18 protein-coding genes are annotated in these 24520 nt (G+C 41.3%); 14 read left to right on the forward strand and 4 right to left on the reverse strand.

The window, feature by feature from the left end; all coding sequences use genetic code 11:
• Positions 1–83 precede the first annotated feature (83 nt).
• From AABI99_RS02185 to AABI99_RS02205, 5 genes are all read left to right on the forward strand, one after another.
• On the forward strand, positions 84–1577 hold the full coding sequence (locus AABI99_RS02185; RefSeq protein ID WP_338363039.1) for a tryptophan halogenase family protein: 1494 nt from the start codon (positions 84–86) through the stop codon (positions 1575–1577).
• A complete protein-coding gene (locus AABI99_RS02190) occupies positions 1577–3433 on the forward strand; it encodes a glycoside hydrolase family 13 protein (RefSeq protein WP_338363040.1) in 1857 nt (618 codons plus the stop codon). Before AABI99_RS02185 ends, AABI99_RS02190 begins: the two co-directional genes overlap by 1 nt.
• A gap of 87 nt (positions 3434–3520) precedes the next feature.
• Positions 3521–5380: an alpha-amylase family glycosyl hydrolase gene (locus AABI99_RS02195; protein ID WP_338363041.1), complete on the forward strand. Its 1860-nt coding sequence runs from the start codon at positions 3521–3523 to the stop codon at positions 5378–5380.
• Entirely contained in the window at positions 5373–6872 is a 1500-nt protein-coding gene (locus AABI99_RS02200) for an MFS transporter (RefSeq protein WP_338363042.1), read from the forward strand. The genes AABI99_RS02195 and AABI99_RS02200 overlap by 8 nt, the downstream gene beginning before the upstream one ends.
• A gap of 9 nt (positions 6873–6881) precedes the next feature.
• Complete coding sequence (locus tag AABI99_RS02205) at positions 6882–9293, forward strand: glycoside hydrolase family 15 protein (protein ID WP_338363043.1); 2412 nt, start codon at positions 6882–6884, stop codon at positions 9291–9293.
• Between the two features lie 108 nt (positions 9294–9401).
• Here the strand turns inward: AABI99_RS02205 and AABI99_RS02210 are convergent, their stop codons facing one another.
• Positions 9402–10418 (reverse strand): LacI family DNA-binding transcriptional regulator, encoded by a 1017-nt coding sequence (locus AABI99_RS02210; protein ID WP_338363044.1) that lies wholly within the window; start codon positions 10416–10418, stop codon positions 9402–9404.
• A 278-nt stretch (positions 10419–10696) separates the two neighbouring features.
• On the opposite strand from AABI99_RS02210, the gene glk reads away from it, so the two are divergent.
• The 5 genes from glk (at position 10697) to gap (ending at position 16578) form a co-directional block, all read left to right on the forward strand.
• Complete coding sequence (glk, locus tag AABI99_RS02215; protein WP_338363045.1) at positions 10697–11689, forward strand: glucokinase; 993 nt, start codon at positions 10697–10699, stop codon at positions 11687–11689.
• A 34-nt stretch (positions 11690–11723) separates the two neighbouring features.
• On the forward strand, positions 11724–12737 hold the full coding sequence (locus AABI99_RS02220; protein ID WP_338363046.1) for a LacI family DNA-binding transcriptional regulator: 1014 nt from the start codon (positions 11724–11726) through the stop codon (positions 12735–12737).
• A gap of 319 nt (positions 12738–13056) precedes the next feature.
• A complete protein-coding gene (edd, locus tag AABI99_RS02225) occupies positions 13057–14907 on the forward strand; it encodes a phosphogluconate dehydratase (protein ID WP_338363047.1) in 1851 nt (616 codons plus the stop codon).
• A 34-nt stretch (positions 14908–14941) separates the two neighbouring features.
• A complete protein-coding gene (gene eda / locus AABI99_RS02230; protein ID WP_338363048.1) occupies positions 14942–15562 on the forward strand; it encodes a bifunctional 4-hydroxy-2-oxoglutarate aldolase/2-dehydro-3-deoxy-phosphogluconate aldolase in 621 nt (206 codons plus the stop codon).
• An 11-nt stretch (positions 15563–15573) separates the two neighbouring features.
• The gene (gene gap, locus AABI99_RS02235) at positions 15574–16578 is read left to right on the forward strand and encodes a type I glyceraldehyde-3-phosphate dehydrogenase (RefSeq protein ID WP_338363049.1); all 1005 of its coding nucleotides are present in this window, start codon (positions 15574–15576) and stop codon (positions 16576–16578) included.
• Positions 16579–16648: 70 nt separating this feature from the next.
• Here the strand turns inward: gap and AABI99_RS02240 are convergent, their stop codons facing one another.
• The 3 genes from AABI99_RS02240 to AABI99_RS02250 form a co-directional block, all read right to left on the reverse strand.
• Complete coding sequence (locus AABI99_RS02240) at positions 16649–17944, reverse strand: leucine-rich repeat-containing protein kinase family protein (protein ID WP_338363050.1); 1296 nt, start codon at positions 17942–17944, stop codon at positions 16649–16651.
• A gap of 73 nt (positions 17945–18017) precedes the next feature.
• A complete protein-coding gene (locus AABI99_RS02245) occupies positions 18018–18731 on the reverse strand; it encodes a YebC/PmpR family DNA-binding transcriptional regulator (RefSeq protein WP_338363051.1) in 714 nt (237 codons plus the stop codon).
• A gap of 114 nt (positions 18732–18845) precedes the next feature.
• A complete protein-coding gene (locus AABI99_RS02250; protein ID WP_338363052.1) occupies positions 18846–20627 on the reverse strand; it encodes an ABC transporter ATP-binding protein/permease in 1782 nt (593 codons plus the stop codon).
• 99 nt (positions 20628–20726) lie between these two features.
• Here AABI99_RS02250 and AABI99_RS02255 point away from each other — a divergent pair, with 99 nt between their 5' ends.
• From AABI99_RS02255 to AABI99_RS02270, 4 genes are all read left to right on the forward strand, one after another.
• Positions 20727–21188: a hypothetical protein gene (locus AABI99_RS02255; protein WP_138540708.1), complete on the forward strand. Its 462-nt coding sequence runs from the start codon at positions 20727–20729 to the stop codon at positions 21186–21188.
• A 109-nt stretch (positions 21189–21297) separates the two neighbouring features.
• The gene (gene secD, locus AABI99_RS02260; RefSeq protein ID WP_338363053.1) at positions 21298–23136 is read left to right on the forward strand and encodes a protein translocase subunit SecD; all 1839 of its coding nucleotides are present in this window, start codon (positions 21298–21300) and stop codon (positions 23134–23136) included.
• The gene (secF, locus tag AABI99_RS02265; protein ID WP_338363054.1) at positions 23129–24061 is read left to right on the forward strand and encodes a protein translocase subunit SecF; all 933 of its coding nucleotides are present in this window, start codon (positions 23129–23131) and stop codon (positions 24059–24061) included. Before secD ends, secF begins: the two co-directional genes overlap by 8 nt.
• A gap of 114 nt (positions 24062–24175) precedes the next feature.
• Positions 24176–24520, forward strand: a 345-nt coding sequence (locus AABI99_RS02270) for a transcription elongation factor GreAB (RefSeq protein WP_338363055.1), incomplete at its 3' end; no start/stop codon positions are given.

Genomic DNA, 24520 nt, shown 5'->3' on the forward strand with positions numbered 1-24520 from the left:
GTTTTACAAGGGCTTTTTTATAGCTACTTTACCTAAGTTTTATCAACCTTTTTAAATTCTGATTTAAAAAAGTGAGCAACAATATGAAGCCAATACAACACGTCGTCATTGCAGGCGGTGGAACAGCCGGTTGGATAGCCGCAGCACTACTTAATAAAGTGTTAGGTAAAGTGATTAACATAACGCTTATAGAATCAAGCACTATTGGCACGATAGGCGTAGGTGAAGCAACTATCCCCCCTATTATTCAACTTAACAACGCACTGGGTATAAACGAGCAAGATTTTATAAACGCTACACATGCATCTATAAAATTAGGAATTGAGTTCGAAAATTGGAAAAACACCTCTCATAGCTACATGCATGCTTTTGGCTCATTTGGAAAAGATTTCCCCTTTTGCGATTTTTACAATTTTTGGGTAAAAGGGCATATTAGTGGTTCAGAAGATAGCCTATGGAATTTTTCGTTAAATTACCAGGCAGCCAAACAGCATAAATTTGCACCTTTAAATACTATACCTAACACGCAATTACCAGGTTTAAGTTATGCGTATCACTTTGATGCAACACGCTATGCCGAGTACATAAAAAAGCTTGCTACTTCGCGTGGCGTTAAACTCGTAGACGCTAAAATTGAGCAGGTTAACCAATGTACGCACTCAGGCAATATTACAAGCCTCATACTTGATGATGACACCGAAATCAACGGCGATCTGTTTATAGACTGTACCGGTCAGCGTGCTTTGTTAATAGAGCAAACATTAAACACAGGCTATGTAGATTGGTCTCATTATTTACCATGTGATAGCGCGGTGGCGGTGCAGTCAAAAGGTATAGACGAGCTAAAACCTTACACGCGTTCAATTGCACACAGCGCGGGCTGGCAGTGGCAAATACCTCTGCAAAGCAGAATCGGTAACGGCTTGGTGTACTGTAGTCGTTATTTATCTGACGATGCGGCAACGCAGTTATTATTAAATAATTTACCCGCCGAGCCGATTACTGAGCCACGCGTGATTAAATTTAAAACAGGGCGGCGGTTAAAACAATGGCATAAAAATGTGGTGTCGGTTGGCCTTGCCAGTGGCTTTTTAGAGCCGTTAGAGTCAACCAGTATTCATTTAATACAAAGCGCCGTGACCCGATTAATAAAGTTGTTCCCACATAATGGGATTAGCGATGTGTTAGTTAGTGAATTTAATAAGCAAAGTGTAAACGAAATAGAACACATTCGTGATTTTATAATTTTGCATTATAAGTTAACAGAGCGAGAAGACTCGGCGTTTTGGCGTCAATGCAAGCAAATGGATGTTCCCGACTCATTAGCACATAAACTTAATCTATTTAAACACACGGGCCAAGTAGTACGAGAAAACGATGAACTATTTGCCGAAGTTGCTTGGCAGCAAGTGTTTATAGGCCAAGGCCTTACTCCCGATGATTACAATAGTATTGTTGACTCACTCAGTAGTGAACAACTTAACGATTTATTTTCCACATTAAAAACGCTTATTTCCTCAACGGTAGAGCAGTTACCCACTCATAAAGAATTTTTAGCAAAAATTAAAAAGGCCTAATGATGAAATTTTTAAATAAACTTTTACTTGTAAGTGCGTGCACCTTACCAACCATTAGCTATGCACTTGACGTTGAACCTGCCAATTGGTGGGTTGGTATGAACAAAAACACTATAACCATCATGGTGCATGAGCAAAATATTGCAAACGAGCAAATTAAATTAGCTAAATATAACGGCGTTAAGTTAAATAAGGTAACCCGTACCGATAACCCAAATTATGTATTTTTAAATATTACCATTACCGATGCCGCTAAAGCAGGAACGCTTAAATTTAATAGCAGCAAAACAAGCAATAACTTTGAGTTTCCACTGCTTGAACGCGATAAAAACAGCGCAAAACGCCAAGGTTTTACATCGGCCGATACGCTTTATTTAATTAATCCGGATCGCTTTGTTAATGGTGATGAGCAAAACGATACGGTGCCAAGCATGTTGGAGGCGGCAAACCCAAGTATAAAAGGCGGGCGCCACGGTGGTGACATTCAAGGTGTGATAAACGCATTACCGTATTTAAACGATTTAGGTGTTACACAGCTTTGGCTTACCCCAGTGCTTGAAAACAACATGCCAGATTACTCTTATCATGGTTATGCAATTACTGACTTTTATAATGTTGACCCTCGTATGGGCTCAAACCAGTTATACAAAACGTTATCAGTAAAAGCAAAAGAGCAAGGTATAGGGCTGGTAATGGACATGGTACTTAACCATTTTGGCTCTGAGCATACATGGGTTAAAGATAAACCCACTAAAGATTGGATTAACTTTAATGGTGAGTTTAATAAAGGCAAAAATGCCACCAGCCATGCTCGCCAAACCATACAAGACCCACACGCCAGTGAATACGATAAGCGCCAGTTTAACGATGGCTGGTTTGTAGAAACCATGCCTGATTTAAATCAGCGCCAACCACTGGTAAGTGAATACTTAATTCAAAATGCGATTTGGTGGATTGAATACGCCGATTTAAGCGGCATACGTGTTGATACCTACTCATATTCAGATAAAGCATTTTTGAGTGATTGGACAAAAGCCATAATGCAAGAGTACCCAGACTTTAATATTGTTGGCGAAGAGTGGACATCTAACCCAGCTATTGCCTCTTACTGGCAACGTGGCAAGCATAACCAAGATGGCTATACATCAAGCTTACCAAGCGTGATGGACTTTTCTTTACAGGAGTCAGTAATTCAAGCACTAAATGAAGATGAAAGTTGGAATACCGGTTGGGTTAAAGTGTATGAATCGTTAGCAAATGATTTTTTATACCCAGATACCAATAATATTATGGTATTTGCCGATAACCACGATATGAGCCGCGTATATACTGAACTTGGCCAAGACCTTGCTAAAACAAAAATGGCGATGACCTTGTTTTTAACAACCCGTGGCATAGCGCAAATGTATTACGGTACCGAAGTACTATTAGATAACACCCCAAGTAAAGATCATGGTGATATTAGAATCGACTTCCCGGGTGGCTTTAAAGGCCAAACGAGTAATGCATTTACAGGTAAAGGGCTCACGGCGCAGCAAAAAGACATGCACAAAACAATTAGCACCTTGCTTAACTTTAGAAAAAGCAGCTCAGCACTAGATAAAGGAAAGCTTGTACATTTTACACCTCAACAAGGTGTGTATAGTTATGCCCGTATTAGCGACGAGCAAACTGTGTTGGTATTTATGAATAAAAATACACAAGCGCTACAAAAAAACATTGAGTATATGCAAGAGGTGATGCCTCACAACACAACAGCATTTAACCTATTTACTCAAAAAACACAGAAGCTTGGTAAAACCATTGAATTACCCGCTATGAGCGCAACGGTACTTGTTATAAATGCATCACAATAATGGCGTGAATACGTATGCAGCAACTGTATGGTTGCTGCAGTAATCTTTAATATAAAGTTAATAACAATACCGACAATAAGACACACAATGAAAAATTCAGTTTACATATCCGCAGTACTGTGCAGTGCACTTGTTGGTGCTGGGTGTTCAGAGAGTAACAAATCAGAACAGAGCGAAGCGCCAGCACAGGCTCAAAATGAGCTTACAAAACCTGTTGTTTATCAAGTGTTTACTCGTTTGTTTGGCAATACCGAAACAGCCAATGTGCCTTGGGGCACTAAAGAGCAAAACGGCGTAGGTAAATTTGCCGACTTTAACAATGCAGCTCTTGAAGGTATTAAAGAGCTAGGTACCACGCATGTTTGGTATACTGGTGTGTTACACCACGCCCTAGTTGGCGATTATACCGACTACGGTATTTCACAAGATGACCCCGATGTAGTAAAAGGACGCGCGGGTTCACCGTATGCGATTAAAGATTACTACGACGTTAACCCCGATTTAGCCGTTAACGTATCAAACCGCATGGATGAATTTACTGCACTTATAGAGCGTACACATAGCCACGGTATGAAAGTCATTATTGATATAGTGCCTAACCACGTTGCTCGCAACTATCAATCGCTTGGTAAACCTAAAGGGGTAAAAGACTTTGGCGAGCAAGACGACACGACTAAAGTGTACACTAAAAACAATAACTTTTATTATGTTCCAGGCCAATCCTTTCAAGTGCCTACCTCTACCACATACACAGTGCTAGGTGGAGATACTCACCCCCTTGCGGATGGTTTTTTTGACGAAACACCTGCTAAATGGACTGGTAACGGAGCCCGTGCACCAAAACCCGATATCAACGATTGGTATGAAACTGTAAAAGTAAATTATGGTGTAAAGCCAGATGGTAGTTATGATTTTGCTCAGTTGCCAGACGATTTTAAAGATAAAGACTACCGTGCTCATTACGCGTTTTGGCAAGATAAAGAACTACCCGATAGCTGGTACAAGTTTAGAGATATTGCGCTTTTTTGGCTAGATAAAGGCGTTGATGGCTTTAGATATGACATGGCCGAAATGGTCCCCGTTGAATTTTGGAGCTTTTTAAACTCGTCAATAAAAATGCAAAAAAGTGACGCCTTTTTATTAGCCGAAGTGTATAACCCGCTAATGTATCGCGCTTATATTCAGCAAGGTAAAATGGATTATCTTTACGATAAAGTCGGCTTCTACGATACCTTAAAAGCGATAATGCAAGGTAAACAACCTGCCAATAGTATTTTTGATGCGCATGAAAGTGTGCTCGATATAGAGCAACATATGCTGCACTTTTTAGAAAATCACGACGAACAACGTATTGCAAGCCCAGACTTTGCCGGTAATGCACAGTGGGGCAAACCTGCTTTAGTTGTTTCTAACCTTATTAGCCGCGCGCCAACACTTTTATATTTTGCACAAGATGTGGGAGAAGACGGCTCTGAAAACGCAGGATTTGGCGCGCCTACACGCACGAGTATTTTTGACTACATTGGCGTACCAGCACACCAAGCATGGATGAATAACGGAAAATTTGATGGCGCTAATTTAACTGCAGAACAAGCAGCACTTCGCGACTACTACAAAGCCGTTATGTCTCTTAACAATTTACCTGCTGTCGTAGGGGGGGAAATGTCACCTCTTAAGACTGAAGGCAGTGAACGTGTAGTTGGTTTTACTCGCTCTTTAGGGCAGCAAAGTGTGTATGTGTTAAGTAACTTTAGCGCGCAGCCACAAACAGTTACGGTTAATTTATCAAAGGCACAACTAGGTATAATGAGTGAAAATACGCTATTAAATGATTTACTTGAGAATCACACCACCGAGCTTAAAGCTCATGCGCAAGGCGCTACATTTAACCTCACACTTGATGCATTTAGCAGCGCAGTATTAACAAATAAGGCTAATAATGAATAATCAGAATAATAATACCGATAAGCCAAATTTAAGTTTTTGGCAAATATGGAACATGTGCTTTGGCTTTTTAGGCATACAGTTTGGTTTTGCCCTGCAAAACGGCAATGTGAGCCGAATATTTCAAACATTAGGCGCACAAGTTGATGATATTCCTATTTTATGGGTTGCAGCCCCACTTACAGGCTTAATTGTACAGCCTATTATAGGCTATTGGAGCGATAAAACGTGGGGGCGCTTTGGCCGTCGTCGTCCGTTCTTTTTTGTTGGGGCTGTGCTCACAACGCTTTCGCTATTTATTATGCCGCATTCACCAACGCTTTGGATTGCCGCGGGTATGTTATGGATTATGGATGCGTCAATCAACGTAACCATGGAACCGTTTAGAGCACTTGTAGGCGATAACTTGCCTGAAAAACAACGTGCGACAGGTTACGGTTTACAAAGCTTTTTTATTGGTATTGGTGCGGTGTTAGCTTCGGCATTACCATGGATGATGACTAACTGGTTTGATGTAAGCAATACCGCAGCGCCAGGGCAAATTCCTGAGTCTGTTAAATACTCATTTTATTGGGGTGGGGTGGTATTACTTGTTGCGGTGCTTTGGACCGTGGCGCGAACTAAAGAATACAGCCCAGAGCAACTAGCGGCTTTTGAAAAACAAAGCGCTCAAGCTACAACTAGTAACGTGGTTAATATTAACTTTAATAAGGGGGCCATTATTTTTGTGGTGCTGGGTTTAACAACCCTTGCATTAGTAATGGGGCTATCCCTTGAAAAAGAGCTTTACCTACTTGCTGGTGGCTTACTTGCGTTTGGTATTGTGCAGTGGATTGCAGCAGCGCTTAAACGTGCCAATAAAACACAAGGTGGTTTTTACCAAGTAATACAAGATGTATTTACTATGCCAGAGGCCATGAAGCAGCTTGCCTGGGTGCAGTTTTTTAGCTGGTTTACGTTATTTGCTATGTGGATTTATACCACAGCCGCAGTAACAAGCTTTCATTATGGTAGTAGCGATGCCACCTCTAAAGCATTTAACGATGGTGCAGACTGGGTAGGCATTCTATTTGCCGCGTACAATGGTTTTGCCGCTATTGCGGCGATGTGTATTCCGTTTCTAGTTAAAAAAATGGGATTAAAAGGCGCGCATTGTTTTAATTTATTACTGGGCGCATTAGGGCTTGCAAGCTTTATGTTTATTCAAGACCCTAAAATGTTACTTATTCCTATGATTGGTGTGGGCTTTGCGTGGGCGTCTATTTTATCGCTGCCTTACGCCATGTTAAGTAATGCTCTACCGAGTAACAAAATGGGCGTTTACATGGGTATTTTTAACTTTTTTATAGTTATACCTCAGTTACTTGCCGCCAGTATTTTAGGGCTTATTTTACGTCACGCATTTTCAAATCAGCCTATTTACGCATTATTAATTGGTGCAGCCTCGTTTGTTGTTGCTGCTATTACTGTAATGCGCGTTAAAAATTCACATTAAGGACACACAATGAAAAAATATAACCTTATAACCGCCTCACTTTTAACATTAGGCTTAACAGCTTGTGGCGCTCAAAACACAAGTACAACGAATGAAAGTACCACAGCACAAGTTAAATCGGCACCTGGCGCACCAGGTGTAGAGCCATTTTGGGCTTATGCGGGTAAAACCGGTATTGGTACATCATACGAGCAATACCAAAACGGCCAATATAGCGATTTAGCTGCCACGGGCGATGTGTCTAAAGTATGGTTTTCAATTGCTAAAGGCATGATCACCGAAACCATGTTTGGGCTTATTCACCAAGCGCAAATAAAAGACATGCAGTTTGTTGTAACGGGTAAAGATTTTACCGTTAGTGAAGCCGATGATTTAGATGTCACCATTGATTATTTATACAAAGATGCGCAAGGCCGCCCACTTTCGCTTGCCTACAAAGTAACGAGCACTGATAAACAAGGGCGTTTTAGCCTAGAAAAACACATTTTTACTGATCCTGACGGGCAAACTTTATTTGTTCGCAGTGTTTTTAACACTGAACTTGAAGGGTTAAAAGCGTATGTGTCAGTTAATCCGTACATTAACAACAACGGACTTGGTGACTTTGCTAAAACAACAGAGCAAGGTCTAGTTGCATGGGAAGGTGATAATTATTTAACACTTCAATCAGCAACTCCTTTTACGGCTAAAACAGTTGGATTTACAGGCAAAAGTGACGGCATTAACGCACTTAAAACAACTCAAGCGTTAAATTCTCAGTACTCTAACACTGGCGAAACTGCAGGTAACGTAAGCATGCTGGCAGAGCTTGGCGAAATAAGCGCTAACACCACCTTTGATTTAGCATTGAGTTTTGGTAAAACGCAGCAGCAAAGTTTCAATGAAGGTAAAAAAAGCTTAGCAAAAGGCTATCAAGCCGTACTTGATCATTATAACGGCAAAGGTGAAGCGCTGGGCTGGCAAGATTACTTACAAAGCCTTAAGCCGCTAAATAACATGGTTGAGCAAACTGCCGATAACGGCAAGCTTTTATACACCAGCGCCATGGTATTAAAGGCGCAAGAAGATAAAACACATGCAGGGGCATTAATAGCCTCTTTATCTAACCCGTGGGGCGAAACCGTTTCGGCAAAAGAAGGCTCAACCGGTTATAAAGCGGTATGGGTGCGTGACTTTTATCAAGTCGCTATGGCGTTTATGGCGCTTGGCGATACTGCCACCGCAAAAACAGCATTCGAATACCTTGAAAAAGTACAAGTAAATAGTAAAACTCCGGGCAACAAAGGCGATACAGGCTGGTTTTTACAAAAAACACACGTAGATGGTGAGCTTGAGTGGGTAGGTGTTCAGCTTGATCAAACCGCTATGCCTATTATGCTTGCCTGGAAGTTACACAAAGCCAATGTACTTAGCGATGAAGAGCTAAAAAGTTGGTATGGCAAAATGTTAAAACCAGCGGCAGATTTTTTAGTTGAGGGTGGCCTTGCTAAGATTTTGTGGAACGACACGCAAATTACACCACCTGCAACACAGCAAGAGCGTTGGGAGGAGCAAGAGGGTTATTCACCATCAACAACGGCGGCTGTAGTGGCAGGCCTAATTACAGCCAGTGATATTGCAACACTCAGTGGCGATGATAAAAACGCAAAACGCTACCTGGCTACGGCTAAAAAATACAGCAATAACATAGAATCGCAAATGTTTACCACGAAAGGCAACTTAAAGGGCGAAAATAGCGATGGTGAATACTTTATTCGTATAGGCCAAGACACTGATGCAAACTCAGACACTAAAATTAATGCGAATAATGGCCGTGAAGGATTTAATAAAAAGCAAATTTTAGATGGCGGTTTTTTAGAACTAGTACGCTATGGCGTACGCGGTGCAAATGATGAAAGCATTGTTAAAACATTGCCTGAGTATGATGACGAAACGCTTGAAGATAACCTACAAGTTAAATATAGCTTTAGCTTTGACGATGGCAGCGGCACATTTGCAGGCTACCGCCGCTACGGTAATGATGGTTACGGTGAAGATGAAGTAACCGGCACAAATTACGCAGAGGGCGGCAGCAATACCCCTGGACAACGTGGACGTGTTTGGCCATTTTTCACCGGTGAGCGCGGGCATTACGAAATAGCTGCTGCCAATGCAAACAATGCACTGGATGATGCTAAACAAGCACAAATTAAAAACAGCTATGTAAAAGGCTTAGAGCAATTTGCTAATAACGGCCTTATGTTACCCGAGCAAGTATGGGATGGCGTAGGCGTAAATAAAGCAGGTTACAAGCTAGGCGAGGGGACTAATTCAGCAACCCCATTGGCATGGACTCACGCTGAGTATATTAAATTAGTCCGTTCACTCAGTGATAAACAAGTATGGGATCATTACCCTGTTGTTGAGAAAGCTTTGAAATAAGGCTAGTTCAAAATCTAAACTTAAAGCCACGGTTAATAGCCGTGGCTTTTTTGTACTTAAATAGAGGTTTAATGCTTAAAAAGCATGAAGAAGTTGAGTTAAAAGTTATTAACTAGACCCCCTAGCAATTAATACGGGTGGTAAAAGGGTGCTTTGTACGTCTTCTTCACGAATCAATTTAAGAAGGTTTTCTACCAGCATTTGCCCTGCAACGGTGGTGTCTTGCGCTATGGTAGTAAGGGGTGGATTTATGTAGCTAGCAATGGCTATATTATCAAAACCGACAACGGCTACATCGTTTGGAACATTAATATTTGCTTCTTTTAAAGCGCGAATTGCGCCAATAGCGATCAGATCACTGGCTGCAAATAAAGCGTTAAATTTAATGTTATTAGCAATAAGTGAGCGTGTGGCATGGTAACCAGATTCTTCAGTGGAAATAGCATTGGCCATTTTTCGCTCATTTACAGCTATACCATGTGTCAGTAACTCGTCTTTAAACCCTTGAAAGCGAGCAAAAAACTCTGGGCTATGATCAGACGCATCACCAATAAATGCACAATCGGTACGGTTATTAGCTATCAAATGACCGGCGGCTAGTTTACCTCCGCCGTAATTATCGCAGCATACAGTCAGATCAGGGCGGTTATCGACGGTGGCGCCCCAGCATACAAATTTGGTGTTTTGCTCTAGTAAGGTTTTAAATTTGGGTTGAAAGTCTATGTAATCACCATAGCCGAGTAAAATTATGCCATCGGCTCTGTGGCTATCTTCGTAATCAGCTTGCCAATCAGCGCTGGCTGATTGAAACGACACTAATAAATCGTAACCTTCTTTTGCACAGGCACGGGTAATACTGCCCAACATAGACAAAAAGAAAGGGTTTATTTGTGATTCGTCTGATGTTGGGTCTTCAAATAATAAAAGCGCGAGTGTACTACTTTGCTGAGTGCGAAGATTACTGGCATTTTTATCAACTTTGTAATTAAGTTGCTTTGCTATATCGTGAACGCGCTTTCGCGTTTCTTCGTTAACAAGCGGGCTGTTACGTAAAGCGCGAGATACCGTTGATTGTGAAACCCCTGCATAATGGGCAATGTCAAAAGAGGTGGCTTTACCTTTCATTGTTACAACTTAATTAAGTGCTAAATAATTGTGTCATTTTCGACTATTAATGAATTATTTCAAGCTTTTTACGATTTATTATTGATCTAATCCTGACACCGGTGTCATAATGCCCACGTTTTATCATTTTGTTGTCAAAACGTATTAGCTGCTATTTATATAGCAGCCTTTTTTACTGTGATAGCTACTTTGAGGTGATAGCTCAAAGTGTATAAATAACAACGTATTGTCGTTGTAGAATAATAAGCATAAGCCGCTTACACAAAAGAGATAATACCATGAGCCAAAATTCGTCTGCCCAGTTTACTCCCATTTTAGTCGCCGATATAGGCGGTACTAACGCTCGCTTTGCATTAATCACCGATTTTAACGAGCAATCAAACCAATTTGTTATTGAGCATATTAACATATTTCCCAGTGCTAATTTTGGCTCTTTAGAAAGCGCACTTGAACAATATTTAGCAACAATTCCTCATGTTACGCCAACTCGTGCTTGTTTAGCCGTTGCGGGGCCAATAAAAGCAGGGCAGGTTCACCTAACTAATCTTGGCTGGCATTTTAGTGTAAATGAGTTTAAAGCCCACTTTAATTTAACACAATTAGAAGTCATTAATGATTTTGCAGCATTTGCCTACGCAGCGCCTTATTTAGATGCTACTCAAAATATTACAATCAAGCCTGGCCAAGCTGACGCGAATGCCAATATTGGTGTAATGGGCCCAGGCACTGGTTTTGGTGCTGCGTGCTTGGTGCGTACAGCGCAATCTACGGCCGTACTGAGCTCTGAAGGCGGCCATATGACGCTTGCACCAGTAAACGAGCTTGACTCTTTATTAATAAATGAGCTACGTAAAGAACACCCACACGTGTCAATCGAAACTGTATTTTCAGGCCCTGGTATTGCTCATTTATACAAAGCAATGGCAGCAGTGAAAGGGGTTCCAGCTAAAAACTTAGATGCAGCGCAAATTAGTAGCCTTGCCAACAGTGGTGAGTGCGAGGTATGTGATGCAACGCTTAATCAGTTTTGTGATTGGATTGGCAGTGTTGCCGGTGATTTAGCCGTTGTATATGGCGCATTAGGTGGTTTGTTTATAGGCGGTGGTATTTTACCGCGCATGCAATCTCGCTTACTTGAAAGTCGTTTTGTAGAACGATTTTCGCAAAAAGGGGTTATGTCGCAATATGCAGGGCAAATACCTGTTACGCTAGTAACGCAAGATAACATACCGCTAATTGGGGCGGGTGCGTGTTTATATAACAGCAAATAAACTTACTTAATGGTTGTATTTGGATAACGGACAAATGAAAAAAGTAACCATAAATAGTGTCGCCACCCATGCGGGGGTTTCTAAAAAAACCGTATCTCGAGTGTTAAATAATGAGCCTAATGTGAGTGCTGCGACGCGAGAAAAAGTACTCAAAGTATTTAAAGAGCTTGATTACACACCTAATCCCATTGCGCGCGGCTTGGCTCAAAATCGTAGCTTTATTATTGGCTGTTTATACGACAACCCCAGTAAAAGCTATATCACACGCGTACAAACTGGTGCGCTTGCTGCCTGTAAAGAAAATAATTACAACTTATTGATTCACCCATGTGAATTACGGGGTGAAGATTTAATTAACGATATAGACCAGTTACTCCAAACCTCGCGCCTAGATGGCGTTGTGCTTACGCCACCGTTTGGGGATTTTGAAACACTGGTTAACTTTTTAAAAACTAAAAAAATTCCTTATGCCCGTGTTGCATCTGCACTATTAGAAGATGATTCAATTTCTGTACGTAGTAATGACGAGCAGGGCGCCTTTGAGATCACAGAACATTTAATTTCGCTTGGCCATAAATCAATTGCGTTTATTAAAGGTCACCCTGATCACAGTGCAACTCAGCAACGTTTTAAAGGATACAGACGTGCACTGGCAAGCCATGGAATAGAATTTGACGAGCGTTTAGTCGAAGAGGGTAATTTTAGTTATCACTCAGGTGTTGACAGCGCACGGAGTATTTTAGACTTATCGCCACGCCCCACTGCAGTGTTTGCTTCAAATGATTACATGGCCGCGGCGGTACTAAAGCTTGCCACACAGCGCCAATTGCGGGTACCGGATGATATATCTATTGCCGGGTTTGATAATGCACCTATTGCGCGCCATATATGGCCAGGCTTAACGACGATTGCACAACCTGTAGAAGAAATGACCAAGCAAGCGGTAACCCAACTTATATCGCATATCTCGCAACCTCAAGAGCAGCCGTTTCAAGTTACACTTGAATCGCGACTAATCACTCGCGAGTCGACAGCCACTTTAAAATAATTTTTGTTTTTCACAGTAAACCCGAATATGAGTGACGCTTATTCGGGTTTTTTTATGCGTAATTTAACAAATACACTAAAATTAGCATGGTCATTAATTAGTCACGTTAAAATTTTACACTAATTTTGTTACTCAGGGTTGACACCGGTGTCAATGCTATGAGTTAATACAGTGACACCGGTGTCAGGGTTGTTGTGAGAGGCTCCCTGATAGCGTACCTTTGAACGGGTAAATCAAAGATGCTCAGTGCAGTTATTTACGTGGAGTCTGTAATTGCTACTGAGCCTTTTTCCTCTAACTAATAGAGATGAGCTAAATTATGTTGCACCCTCGCATTGAAGAAGTCACCCAGCGCGTTATTGAACGCAGTAAACAAACCCGTCAAGATTATTTAGATCGTATTTCGCACGCAAAAAAACAAACAAGAGTCCGTGCTGGACTAGGTTGCGGAAACATCGCTCACGTTATGGCTGCATGTAGCAGCGATGACAAAGCACGCTTAAAGGCTGATGAGCAGCCTAATCTTGCTATTATCAACTCATATAACGATATGCTTTCGGCCCATGTGCCATACAAAGACTACCCAGATTTAATTAAAGACCTTGCAACTAAGTACGACGCAACAGCACAAGTTGCAGGCGGCGTACCAGCAATGTGTGATGGCGTTACGCAGGGGCGTGATGGCATGGAATTATCGCTTTTTTCTCGTGACGTTATTGCAATGTCTACTGCGGTATCACTATCACATGATGTATTCGACGGCGTTTTTTGTTTAGGTGTGTGTGACAAAATTGTCCCTGGTTTATTAATTGGTGCTTTATCATTTGGTCACTTACCTGTGTTCTTTTTGCCTGCTGGCCCAATGCAATCGGGTATCCCTAATAAAGAAAAAGCACGTATTCGTCAAAAGTTTGCACAAGGCCTAGTAAGCCGCGAAGACTTACTAGAAGCTGAAAGCGCCTCGTATCACAGCGCAGGAACGTGTACGTTTTACGGTACTGCTAACTCAAACCAAATGCTTATGGAAATAATGGGCTTACACCTTCCTGGTAGCTCTTTTATAAACCCATACACAGAGCTTCGTGATGGACTTACAGGTAATGCTGTAGAAACCATGCTTAAGCAGCTTACAGACGATAAAGAAAGCCCGTGTTTAGCAGATGTTATTAGCGAAAAAACCATTATTAACGGCCTAGTTGGCCTGCTTTCAACAGGTGGCTCTACTAACCACGCTATTCATATTGTTGCCATTGCAAAAGCGGCAGGCATACAAGTGACCTGGAAAGACATGTCTGATTTATCAGAAGTCGTTCCACTACTTACGCGTATTTACCCTAATGGCTCAGCCGATGTTAACCATTTTCAAGCTGCAGGTGGTATGGGTTTCTTAATCCGTGAACTAGCCGGCGCAGGTTACTTGCATACCGATGTTAAAACGATGCTTGGCGAAGGCTTAGCGCCTTACATGATGGAGCCGCGTTTAGATAAAGACGTCAACTTAATTATGAGCGACTCAACAGGTCCTTCAAAAGTTAAATGGGTAGACTGCCCAGAAAACTCACTCGATGAAGAAGTACTGCGTCCTATTAATAACCCATTTAGTAAGCAAGGCGGTCTGCAGCTTTTAACTGGTAACTTAGGTAAAGCCGTAATCAAAGTCTCTGCGGTAGCCACAGAGCACCAAGTGGTGACTGCACCAGCTAAGGTATTTAGCTCACAAGGCGAGCTGCAAGACGCGTACAGTCGTGGTGAGTTAAACCAAGACTTTATTGCCGTCATTAAAGAGCAAGGCCCTAAAGCGAAAGGCATGCCAGAGCTTCATAAGTTAACGCCTGTAATGGCCACCCTACAAGATCAAGGCTTTAAAGTCGCTATTGTAACAGATGGCCGCATGTCGGGTGCTTCAGGTAAAGTGCCTGCTGCTATTCACTTAGCGCCAGAAGCGGTAGAAGGCGGCATTATTGCAAAAATTCATGAAGGTGACTTAGTAACTCTCAATGCACCTGAGGGAATATTAAAACTACACGTTAGTGACGAAGACCTTGCTAAGCGTGACGTACAACTTAGCCAACCAAGCTTAACCTTTGGTACTGGCCGAGAACTATTTACTGGATTTAGAAATATTGTAAGCAGCGCCGATTTAGGTGCGAGTGCTTTTGGACTTGAATAATAATTGCCACACACTGGGTAATGAGGAACAAGTAATGAGTATTGAAAAAATCTTAGCGTCGGCACCTGTGGTGCCAGTGGTTGTAATCGAAAAACTAGAAGATGCAGCACCACTCGCTAGAGCGTTATACAACGGTGGTTTAAAAGCCCTCGAAATTACGCTACGCACACCCGTTGCAGTTGAAGCTGTAAAATTAATGAAAGCAGAAGTACCAGAGGCTTATGTTGGTACAGGTACCGTGGTTGATAAAAAAAGCTTTGATGCTTCAGTAGAAGCGGGTGCAGATTTTATGGTGAGCCCAGGTGTGAGTGATGAATTATTAGCGTTAGCTAAAGATTCAGACATTCCTTTTTTACCTGGGGCGGCAACTGCAAGCGAAGTTATGCAGCTTGCAAGCCACGGCTTTAAGTACTTAAAGTTTTTTCCTGCAGAGGCTGCAGGCGGTACGGCAATGCTTAAGTCGATTGGTGGCCCATTACCACACATTACTTTTTGCCCAACAGGTGGCATTAGTCTAGCAACGGCGCCTAACTATTTAGCGCTTAACAATGTTATTTGTGTTGGTGGTACTTGGATGCTAGATAAACAACTAATTGAAAACAAAGACTGGCAAGCCATTGAAGCGCTTGCTCGACAAGCAAGTGAAGTTAAATAGGAGTCTAATAAATGATTAATGTAGCAATTAATGGCTATGGCCGTATCGGTCGCAACGTATTACGTGCACTTTACGAGTCAGCACAAAACAGTGAAATCAAAATTGTAGCAATTAACGATTTAGCACCGGCTAACGTAAATGCGCATTTAACACAATTTGACTCGGTTCACGGTCAATTTTCTCAAAAAGTAACGTTATCAGATAACACGATGCTGATTGGTGACGACGTAATTACTTTGACGCAAGAGCGTGACCCTGCAAACTTACCGTGGAAAGAGCTAAACGTAGATATCGTTTTAGAATGTACTGGTTTTTTCACTAAGCGTGAAGACGCCGCTAAGCACATTGCAGCAGGTGCTAAAAAAGTAATCGTATCTGCTCCGGGTAAAGATTTAGACGCAACGGTAGTACACGGTGTTAACAGCGATGTTATTAACGCTGATAGCAATATTATTTCTAACGCTTCTTGTACTACTAACTGTTTAGCGCCAATTGCTAAAGCAATTAACGATACAGTAGGTATTGAGCAAGGTAGCATGACTACCATTCATGCTTACACAAACGATCAAAACTTATCTGACGTTTATCACCCAGACCTATACCGTGCGCGTAGTGCAACACAATCTATGATCCCAACTAAAACAGGTGCTGCAGCAGCTGTTGGCTTAGTACTTCCTGAGCTTTCGGGTAAATTAGACGGTATGTCGGTACGTGTACCAACTATTAATGTTTCTTTAGTAGACTTTACGTTTATCGCTAAGCGCGAAACAACTGCTGAAGAAATCAACGACGTAATGAAAGCCGCAGCAACAGGTTCAATGAAAGAAATTTTAGAATACAACGAGCTTCCGCTTGTATCTATTGATTTTAATCATAACCCAGCGTCATCTATTTTTGATGCAACGCAAACCAAAGCTGAAGGCAAACTAGTTAAAGTAATGGCCTGGTACGACAACGAGTGGGGTTTCTCAAACCGCATGTTAGACCAAGTTAAAGCATTAGGTCAGTACTTATAATTGACCCTGTAAAAGTTTAGCTTTATCCAACCAAGCCTGCGTTATGCAGGCTTTTTTTGTTTTAATTACTTTATACCAAGTTGTTTAATACAGCGCTTAGCGCTTTAAAACTAGGGCGAGATACAATAGTGCTATTTAGAGCACGCGCTGCTATATCGGACATTTTATCAAACAGTTCGGTTTGCTTATTGCTAAAGCTTACAGTACTGAGTAAATCCTCAATTAAACATCCAAAAGCGCGTACTTCTATTAACTGTATTTTTTGTTGCTGATGTTCGCTAAGCATGGATAAATTAGTAGCAGCACCAAAATCGCCAAATAAAACATCGTATTGTTCATTTATCATGGTGTTATGGGCGTAAATATCGCCATGGCTTACGTTATTAGCATGCAGGTGAGTAAGCGTATTAGCCATCTGTTTTGCTATTTTATAAACAGCTTCAATAGGGTAATTACAACCGTCATTAAATGTATCACGTGTGCACGTTTCTAAACTTGGTGGTAAACCTAAATTAGCATAATTGGTACCTATCAATTCCATTACTAAGCCAAGATCAGCACCTTGCTCAATGTAACTTAATACATTAATTAAATGATTATGATTGCCTGCTTGTAAGCAGCAGTTTACTTCATCGAGTGGGTAGCCATCACTTGTTATAGCCCCTTTAAATAGTTTTACCGCTACGTTTTGATGTTGTGATTTTGCAAGGTGTATAACGCCTGATGCGCCTGTGCCTATAACTTTTTCAAGTTGAAAATTTTCAAGAGGCGTGTTTTGTAAGCTGCTTTTTGTTAAGCATTGCGCTTTATTAAACTCGTTACCTGCAAAGGCAAGCCATGCAAGTTTTGGTAATGCTAATAGCCAATTATCAAGTTTTGTTAGATTATTCGCAGAGAGCCTCACAAGCTCTAGATTAGTACAGTTAGCCATACTTGTTGGTAAATGTGTTAACTCATTGCCAGCCAGCGCGAGCTTTTTAAGCTGGGTATAATTACCAAAATCCGTTGGTAATTCGCTTAACCTGTTATCGGTCAATATTAACCACTCAATATTTTTAGGTAGGCTGTTTAATGCAAACTCTGAAATTTTATTGCCTTTAAATGCAACCATAATTAATTCAGGACACTTAGCGAGTACATCAGGGATATGCTTAAATTGATTGAACGATAAAAATACCCGCTTTAAACGGTGTAAACACGCAAACTCAGCAGGCAAATCCGATAACTTATTATTTGATAAATCGAGTACTTCGAGAGTATTTGCCAGGGTAAAAATTTCAGCAGGAAATTCAACTAACTCTTCAACGAGTTGTAAACGTTTAGCGCCTTTTAGTTTGCCAGCTTTAAGCTCTGCAAGGGTATTCATAGGTTTTTACATGCCTTTTACAATAAAAAAGCCAACATGGCTGTTGGCTTAAAATAAATACGTTTAGTAAAGTTTAAAATTGCGCGTTGTGATATACATTTTGTACGTCGTCACAATCTTCAAGCATAGCTAAAAAGCGCTCCATTACTTCTACGTCTTCGCCTTCGATTGGAGCTTCAACTTGTGGTACAAACGAGATCAAGTCCACGTCAAAGTCTTTAATGCCCATTTCTTCAAGCGCTGTACGGGTGTTGTTGTATTCTGTATGCGGTGCAAATACGGTCACTTTACCGTTTTCTACTTCTACATCAGTTACATCAACATCGGCCATCATTAATGCTTCTAATACAGCTTCGTCGTCATCACCGTCAAACACAAAAATTGCAAGGTGATCAAATAAATGTGATACCGAATTTTGCGCGCCAATTTTAGCGTTTGCTTTGGTAAAACAAATACGTACATCAGCAAACGTACGTTTGTTGTTGTCTGTTAAACAGTCAACAATAATCATACAGTTACCCGGCCCATAGCCTTCGTAACGTGTGGCTGCATAATCTTCACCACCGCCACCTTTGGCTTTTTCTATTGCGCGCTCAATAACGTGTGCAGGTACTTGGTCTTTTTTAGCGCGTTCAATTAAACGACGTAGTGCAAGGTTGCCGTCTGTATCTACGCCGCCATTTTTAGCACAAATGTATATTTCTTTACCGTACTTAGAATAAACTTTAGTTTTAGCACCCGCAGTTTTAGCCATTGAATCTTTTTTGTTTTGGTAAGCTCTTCCCATCTGCGTTTCGCCTTAATATATGTAAATTATTGAATAAAATTTCAAGGCCGTATTCTAAAGGTAAAGCGGCAGTATCGCCAGTAAATGGCTGTAATTAACCAAAGTTCAAGTTAATTAATCTTCCTGCTGTTGTAAATGCCACATTTGAGCGTACTGCCCGTTTTTTGATAAAAGCGCTGAGTGCGTACCTTGCTCTACCAGCTCACCTTTATTAAATACCAGTATGTTATCGGCGTCTATAATGGTAGAAAGCCGATGTGCAATGACAATACTGGTATGGTTTTGAGTAACTGCACGCATTGCGTTCAATATAGCCTGCTCGGCATGCGAGTCGAGCGCTGAGGTTGCCTCATCAAAAATTAAAATAGGAGAGCGCTTTAAAATTGCCCGTGCGATGGCAATACGTTGTTTTTCTCCGCCAGATACTTTTAAACCGCGTTCACCAACGCGTGTTTGATCGCCGTTTTCTAATGTTGATATAAAGTCTTTTAAATGAGCCATTTCTATCGCTTTATCTATTTCAGCATCGCTTGCTGTGGGTCTGCCATAAGCGATGTTTTCTCGTATGCTGGTATTAAATAGCACAGTGTCTTGTGGCACTATAGCAATAGCACTGCGCAGGCTATTAAGTGTAACGGAGTCTATTGCTTGGTTATCTATAGTAATAGTGCCTAAGCTCACATCGTAAAAGCGATAAAGTAATCGTGCCAATGAGCTTTTACCTGCACCACTTGCACCTACAACGGCGACTTTACTGCCAGCTTTTATTTTAAAGCTAATGTTTTTTAAAATTGGACGATTGGCATTGTAACTAAAGCTTACATTATTAAACGCTATGTCGCCGCGAGTAACTATGAGATTTTGGGCATGGGGTCGCTCAATGACTTGTGGCTTTTTATTGAGTAAGCCCAGCATGTTTTCTAAATCGGTTAGGGCGCGCCTTATTTCGCGATACACAAACCCTAAAAAGTTAAGCGGTAAAAATAATTGGATCATGTAGGCGTTTATCATAACAAGTTCGCCAATTGTTAAAGCGCCTGTTACTACTTCTTTGGCGCCTAACCACATAAGCGCTGTAATGGCGCTTGCAATAATGAATGCTTGGCCAGAATTAAGCGCCAGTAACGACATTCTATTTTTTAAACGAGCGGTTTCCCAGTTTGCTAAAAAGGAGTCGTATGTTTTTGCCTCAAATTCTTCGTTATTAAAATATTTTACGGTTTCAAAATTAAGCAGGCTGTCTATGGCGCGGGTATTACTTAAATTATCGGCTGTGTTTGCCTCGCGTATAAATCGGTTTCGCCACTGCGTAACTGTTACGGTAAAAGTTATATAAATAGCAACCGCTAATAAAGTAATTAACGCAAACCACACAGAAAATAGCGACCCAAAAATAATAGCAACGGTGAGTATTTCAAAAAGGGTGGGTACAATATTAAACATTAAAAAACGCATTAAAAAGCTTAGCCCACTAGTACCGCGCTCTATATCACGGCTTATTCCGCCTGTTTGTCTGTCTAGGTGAAAGGCAAGCTCTAACGAATGTAAATGTTTAAATACCTTTAAGCCAATGTCACGCATAGCGTGCTCTGTTACACGTGAAAACACCGCATCACGAATTTCACCTAAAAATACACTGGCGAATCTTAGCCCACCATACATTAGCAGTAGTAGCGCTGGGATAACTAAAACGGGATTAATTGATTTATCTACCGAATCGATAATCTCTTTTAATGCCCAAGGCATTAACAGTGTCGCGCCTTTAGCACCTATAAGCGCTAAAAGTGCAATAAATACTCGCCCTTTAAATTTAGTAATGTAAGGCCACAGTGTTTTAATGCTTTGCTTTAAGGTCATGGCATCGGCGCGTTTTTCTGTACTGTGCTTGGAGCGCATTAAGGGTCTCAGTTATATCAAATACTTAATTAATTAGCATTGTATTTTAAATACTTGCCCATATATACTACGCATCCCTTATTTTAGTTTGAAGCAACCATGTTTAACGTTCGTGTGTTTATAACTGCTTTTTTGCTGTTTTGTGCGCTTTTTAGTGTGCAAAGTAGTGCGCAGTGCGCCACACATAAATTAAACACGGCAACCAGCTCATTGAGTATGCTTGCTGACAGTGTTGATTTAGCTAAAACGCTGCCTATATCAAAATCGGTAAAGGGAAATGAGCACAAAAGAACACATCAAACAGGGTTTGACGCGCATCAACCAAGGTTAACGGCCAGTAATTCTTCGCTATTTTTACATGCCGCTCAAAGTGAACCAGAGTACGATGTTGTTTTTGAGTTTTTTGCGCAGCGCCTTGTTAGACAAATATTCATACGCCCTCAAGCTGTAAATGCTATTCAGCCTTGGTATACGCTTGTGTACCATAGTAAAAAGTCTCGGTTAAGTGGCTGGAAAGATGCCAACTTACTCTATAGAGCCGTCACTACTTACCACGCTTAATTTTTCTTATTTAATTTTTATTAGGTTTTAACGTTTTACGTTTAAGCCTTAAGATTAATTGTGCTTTAAAAAGCACATTGCCAGTAATTTACTGGCAATAAGGAAAATTATGTTAAGTGTAAAAAAAGATCAAAAGCCATTTATGGCTAAATTTAAATTGAGCTATATAGCCATGCTTGTTGTGCTGATTTTATTAGCTATTAGCGCTTTACCCAACTTATACCCTAACAAATCGTGGTTGCATGTAAGCAATACACTACATAGCGAAACTCAAGCTGTGCCAAGTACTAACGCGTTAGTTACTTTTTTAAATAACCAAGGCTTTAACGTTGAACAAGGACTTGATAAGCAATCAACTATCAATATTTTATTAAACGAGCCAACTAAAAGCGCCCAAGCGCAAGCGGCCATAAAGGCGCAGTTCCCAAATACGCAAGTTAAAATTGTAGAACATGCAACAAGTCCACTTTGGCTGCAAGAATTTGGTTTATCACCAATAAAGCTCGGCCTTGATTTGAACGGCGGTGTGCTATTTGTACTCGACGTAGATTTAGACAAAGCCGTTGATGAGCAATTAGTGAGTGCATATCAACAAGCTAAATCAATCATCATAAAGCAAAAAGCGCACGGCCTTAAAGTGCAGCAAACAGCTCATGGCTTTGAAATTAGCGCGCTGCCAAATGCGGTGCAAAAACTTAACCCCGTGATTGATGAACTACAAAGTCGCTTTGCTAATTTAGCGGTTACAACCGCTAATAACGGCAAGGTTAAAAACGCAATATTTAGCTATTCAGAGCAAGGGCGCAGCAGCTTTGATAAAGAAGTAATGAGCCAAACACTCACCACGCTTCGCTCACGCATAGAAGAGTTAGGCATTACCGAAGCCGTCACTCAGCGCCAAGGTAAACAACGTATACGTATTGAACTGCCTGGAGTGCAAGACCCAACAGAGGCTAAGCGCATCATAGGTGCAACTGCATCACTTGGGTTTTACCAATTAAAAGAAGTGGGTGGTAAAACATTTAACATGCAGTCGGGCGGTACTATTAAACTTGATCCTGTGCCTATTTTTACCGGCGATCACATCAATAATGCAAACATAGGGCGCGACGATTGGGGGAAACCACTGGTACAACTTAGCCTAGATGGGCAGGGTGGCGATGCTATGTCGGCGTTTTCAAAAGCCAATATTGGTAAGCCTATGGCCACGGTTTACTCTGAGTATTCTCAAAATGCAAACGGCGAAACCGTTAAAAAAAGTGAAGTTATAAATGTGGCTAATATTGCCCAGCATTTAAGTTCGCGCTTTAGCATTACTAATATGAAAAGCCAGCAAGCCGCGGCCGACCTAGCCCTGTTATTACGCGCAGGTTCGCTTACTGCGCCGGTTACTATTGTGCATGAGCAAACAATAGGGCCAAGCCTTGGCAGCGAAAATATTAGTAATGGTTTAGCTGCATTAATGCTGGGCATGGGTATTACACTTGCCTTTATGGCAATGTGGTATCGCCGCTTAGGGCTTATTGCAAACGTAGCGCTGTTATTAAATTTAACGTCGCTTGTCGGGCTAATGTCGTTATTACCAGGGGTTGTGTTAACCCTGCCGGGCATTGCTGGGCTTGTGCTTACTATTGGCATGGCGGTAGATACCAACGTTATTATATTTGAGCGAATTAAAGAAGAGCGCAGAAAAGGTCGCTCTGCTTATCAAGCAATTCAAGAAGGCTATAAACAGGCGGCCAATACAATATTTGATGCCAATATAACCACTATGATCACCGCGCTTATTTTATATGGAATAGGTTACGGCCCAGTTAAAGGCTTTGCCATTACATTGGCACTTGGCTTAATAACCTCTGTATTTACTGGCGTGTACGTATCAAAAGTACTCAGCCAAACGTTATATTTAAAAATGGCTAAAAAAGCAGGAGTAAACGCACATGCTTAACACTTTTTTAAAAGGCGAGGCAGGGTCACGCCTGCGTTTTTCTGGCATGCTTTTGAGCGCCATATTTATGCTGCTATCGGTTTTTACGCTTAGTCAAAAAGGGCTTAATTTTGGCCTCGACTTTACCGGTGGCTACCTAACAGAATTTACCACCAGCCAAGGTGTTGAGCTAAAAGAGCTTCAATCATTTATTGCTAAAAATCACAATGGCGAGTTTGAATTAACCGCGCAAGGCAATAGCCATTATCAATTACGCGAAGCGCCCAGCGCTTCAACTCTAAATAGTAATGATTGGCAAAGTGCCATTACTCAAAACGCAGATATAAACGCAGAGGTTTTATCATCAGCCTATATAGGCTCACAAGTGGGTAATGAACTGTTTGAGCAAGGCTGTTTAGCACTCTTTTCAGCTATGGTTGCAGTCATGCTTTATTTAGCGGTGCGCTTTGAATGGCGTTTAGCTGTGGGCTCAGTAGTTGCGCTTGTGCATGATTTATTACTGGTACTGGGGCTATTTTCGCTATTAAACATTGAGTTTAATTTAACCGTACTTGCCAGTTTGCTGGCCATTATAGGCTACTCACTTAACGACTCTATAATAGTCGGTGATAGAGTACGCGAGCTTTTAAGGGTTAACTCTAATAATGCGCTTAGCCCTGCAAGTATTATTAATAGCGCGATAAAAAGTACTTTAACTCGCACACTTATTACATCGGGCACCACACTTGCTACGGTTGCAAGTGTTTGGCTCCTCGCGGGCGCGCCATTACAAGGCTTTGCTATTGCGCTATTTACAGGCATTGTCGTAGGTACGTTCTCATCTATTTGTATTGCCGCGACCTTGCCTGAGCTTTTAGGATTAAGCGCTGAAAACTACGAAGAAAAACTCGATGTAAAAACCCAAGCATTAATGGATATGCCTTAAATCTGGGCTTACATAACTGAGTAAATTTATTGGCGCTTAAAATCATGGTTTTAAGCGCCTTATAACGTTAAAATTAACCGCATAGTTTACAGCATTGATTATTAGCGCTCCCTCATGAATAAAACCCACGTAATTGAACACCTTAAATTTGCACTAGAAGCACAATTAAGCAGCGCTAAACAAGCAGCCAAAACCGCGCATGACGCTGCAACTCACGAAGAAAGCGTGGCAGAAACGCAATACGACACCCTAGGACTCGAAGCCGCTTATTTAGCACAAGGCCAAGCTGAGCGCGTAAACGATTGCTATAAAAGCATTAAACAGTTTGAAGCCATTTTTAAAGAGCCTACTTACAATAAAGTGATTATAAGCTCACTCGTGTGCCTAGAAGATGAAAGCACCTCACAAAAATGGTTTTATTTAGGCCCCGCCGCAGGCGGCTTAACGGTAGAAGTAAAA

This window comes from uncultured Pseudoalteromonas sp., from assembly GCF_963922945.1.
GTDB lineage: Bacteria > Pseudomonadota > Gammaproteobacteria > Enterobacterales > Alteromonadaceae > Pseudoalteromonas.

What these genes read in the sequence shown, in the direction of transcription:
- AABI99_RS02185 (WP_338363039.1), top strand. Translation starts at nt 84, where the DNA reads ATGAAGCCAATACAACACGTCGTCATTGCAGGCGGTGGAACAGCCGGT.
- AABI99_RS02190 (WP_338363040.1), top strand. Translation starts at nt 1,577, where the DNA reads ATGATGAAATTTTTAAATAAACTTTTACTTGTAAGTGCGTGCACCTTA.
- AABI99_RS02195 (WP_338363041.1), top strand. Translation starts at nt 3,521, where the DNA reads ATGAAAAATTCAGTTTACATATCCGCAGTACTGTGCAGTGCACTTGTT.
- AABI99_RS02200 (WP_338363042.1), top strand. Translation starts at nt 5,373, where the DNA reads ATGAATAATCAGAATAATAATACCGATAAGCCAAATTTAAGTTTTTGG.
- AABI99_RS02205 (WP_338363043.1), top strand. Translation starts at nt 6,882, where the DNA reads ATGAAAAAATATAACCTTATAACCGCCTCACTTTTAACATTAGGCTTA.
- AABI99_RS02210 (WP_338363044.1), bottom strand. Translation starts at nt 10,418, where the DNA reads ATGAAAGGTAAAGCCACCTCTTTTGACATTGCCCATTATGCAGGGGTT.
- glk (WP_338363045.1), top strand. Translation starts at nt 10,697, where the DNA reads ATGAGCCAAAATTCGTCTGCCCAGTTTACTCCCATTTTAGTCGCCGAT.
- AABI99_RS02220 (WP_338363046.1), top strand. Translation starts at nt 11,724, where the DNA reads ATGAAAAAAGTAACCATAAATAGTGTCGCCACCCATGCGGGGGTTTCT.
- edd (WP_338363047.1), top strand. Translation starts at nt 13,057, where the DNA reads ATGTTGCACCCTCGCATTGAAGAAGTCACCCAGCGCGTTATTGAACGC.
- eda (WP_338363048.1), top strand. Translation starts at nt 14,942, where the DNA reads ATGAGTATTGAAAAAATCTTAGCGTCGGCACCTGTGGTGCCAGTGGTT.
- gap (WP_338363049.1), top strand. Translation starts at nt 15,574, where the DNA reads ATGATTAATGTAGCAATTAATGGCTATGGCCGTATCGGTCGCAACGTA.
- AABI99_RS02240 (WP_338363050.1), bottom strand. Translation starts at nt 17,944, where the DNA reads ATGAATACCCTTGCAGAGCTTAAAGCTGGCAAACTAAAAGGCGCTAAA.
- AABI99_RS02245 (WP_338363051.1), bottom strand. Translation starts at nt 18,731, where the DNA reads ATGGGAAGAGCTTACCAAAACAAAAAAGATTCAATGGCTAAAACTGCG.
- AABI99_RS02250 (WP_338363052.1), bottom strand. Translation starts at nt 20,627, where the DNA reads ATGCGCTCCAAGCACAGTACAGAAAAACGCGCCGATGCCATGACCTTA.
- AABI99_RS02255 (WP_138540708.1), top strand. Translation starts at nt 20,727, where the DNA reads ATGTTTAACGTTCGTGTGTTTATAACTGCTTTTTTGCTGTTTTGTGCG.
- secD (WP_338363053.1), top strand. Translation starts at nt 21,298, where the DNA reads ATGTTAAGTGTAAAAAAAGATCAAAAGCCATTTATGGCTAAATTTAAA.
- secF (WP_338363054.1), top strand. Translation starts at nt 23,129, where the DNA reads ATGCTTAACACTTTTTTAAAAGGCGAGGCAGGGTCACGCCTGCGTTTT.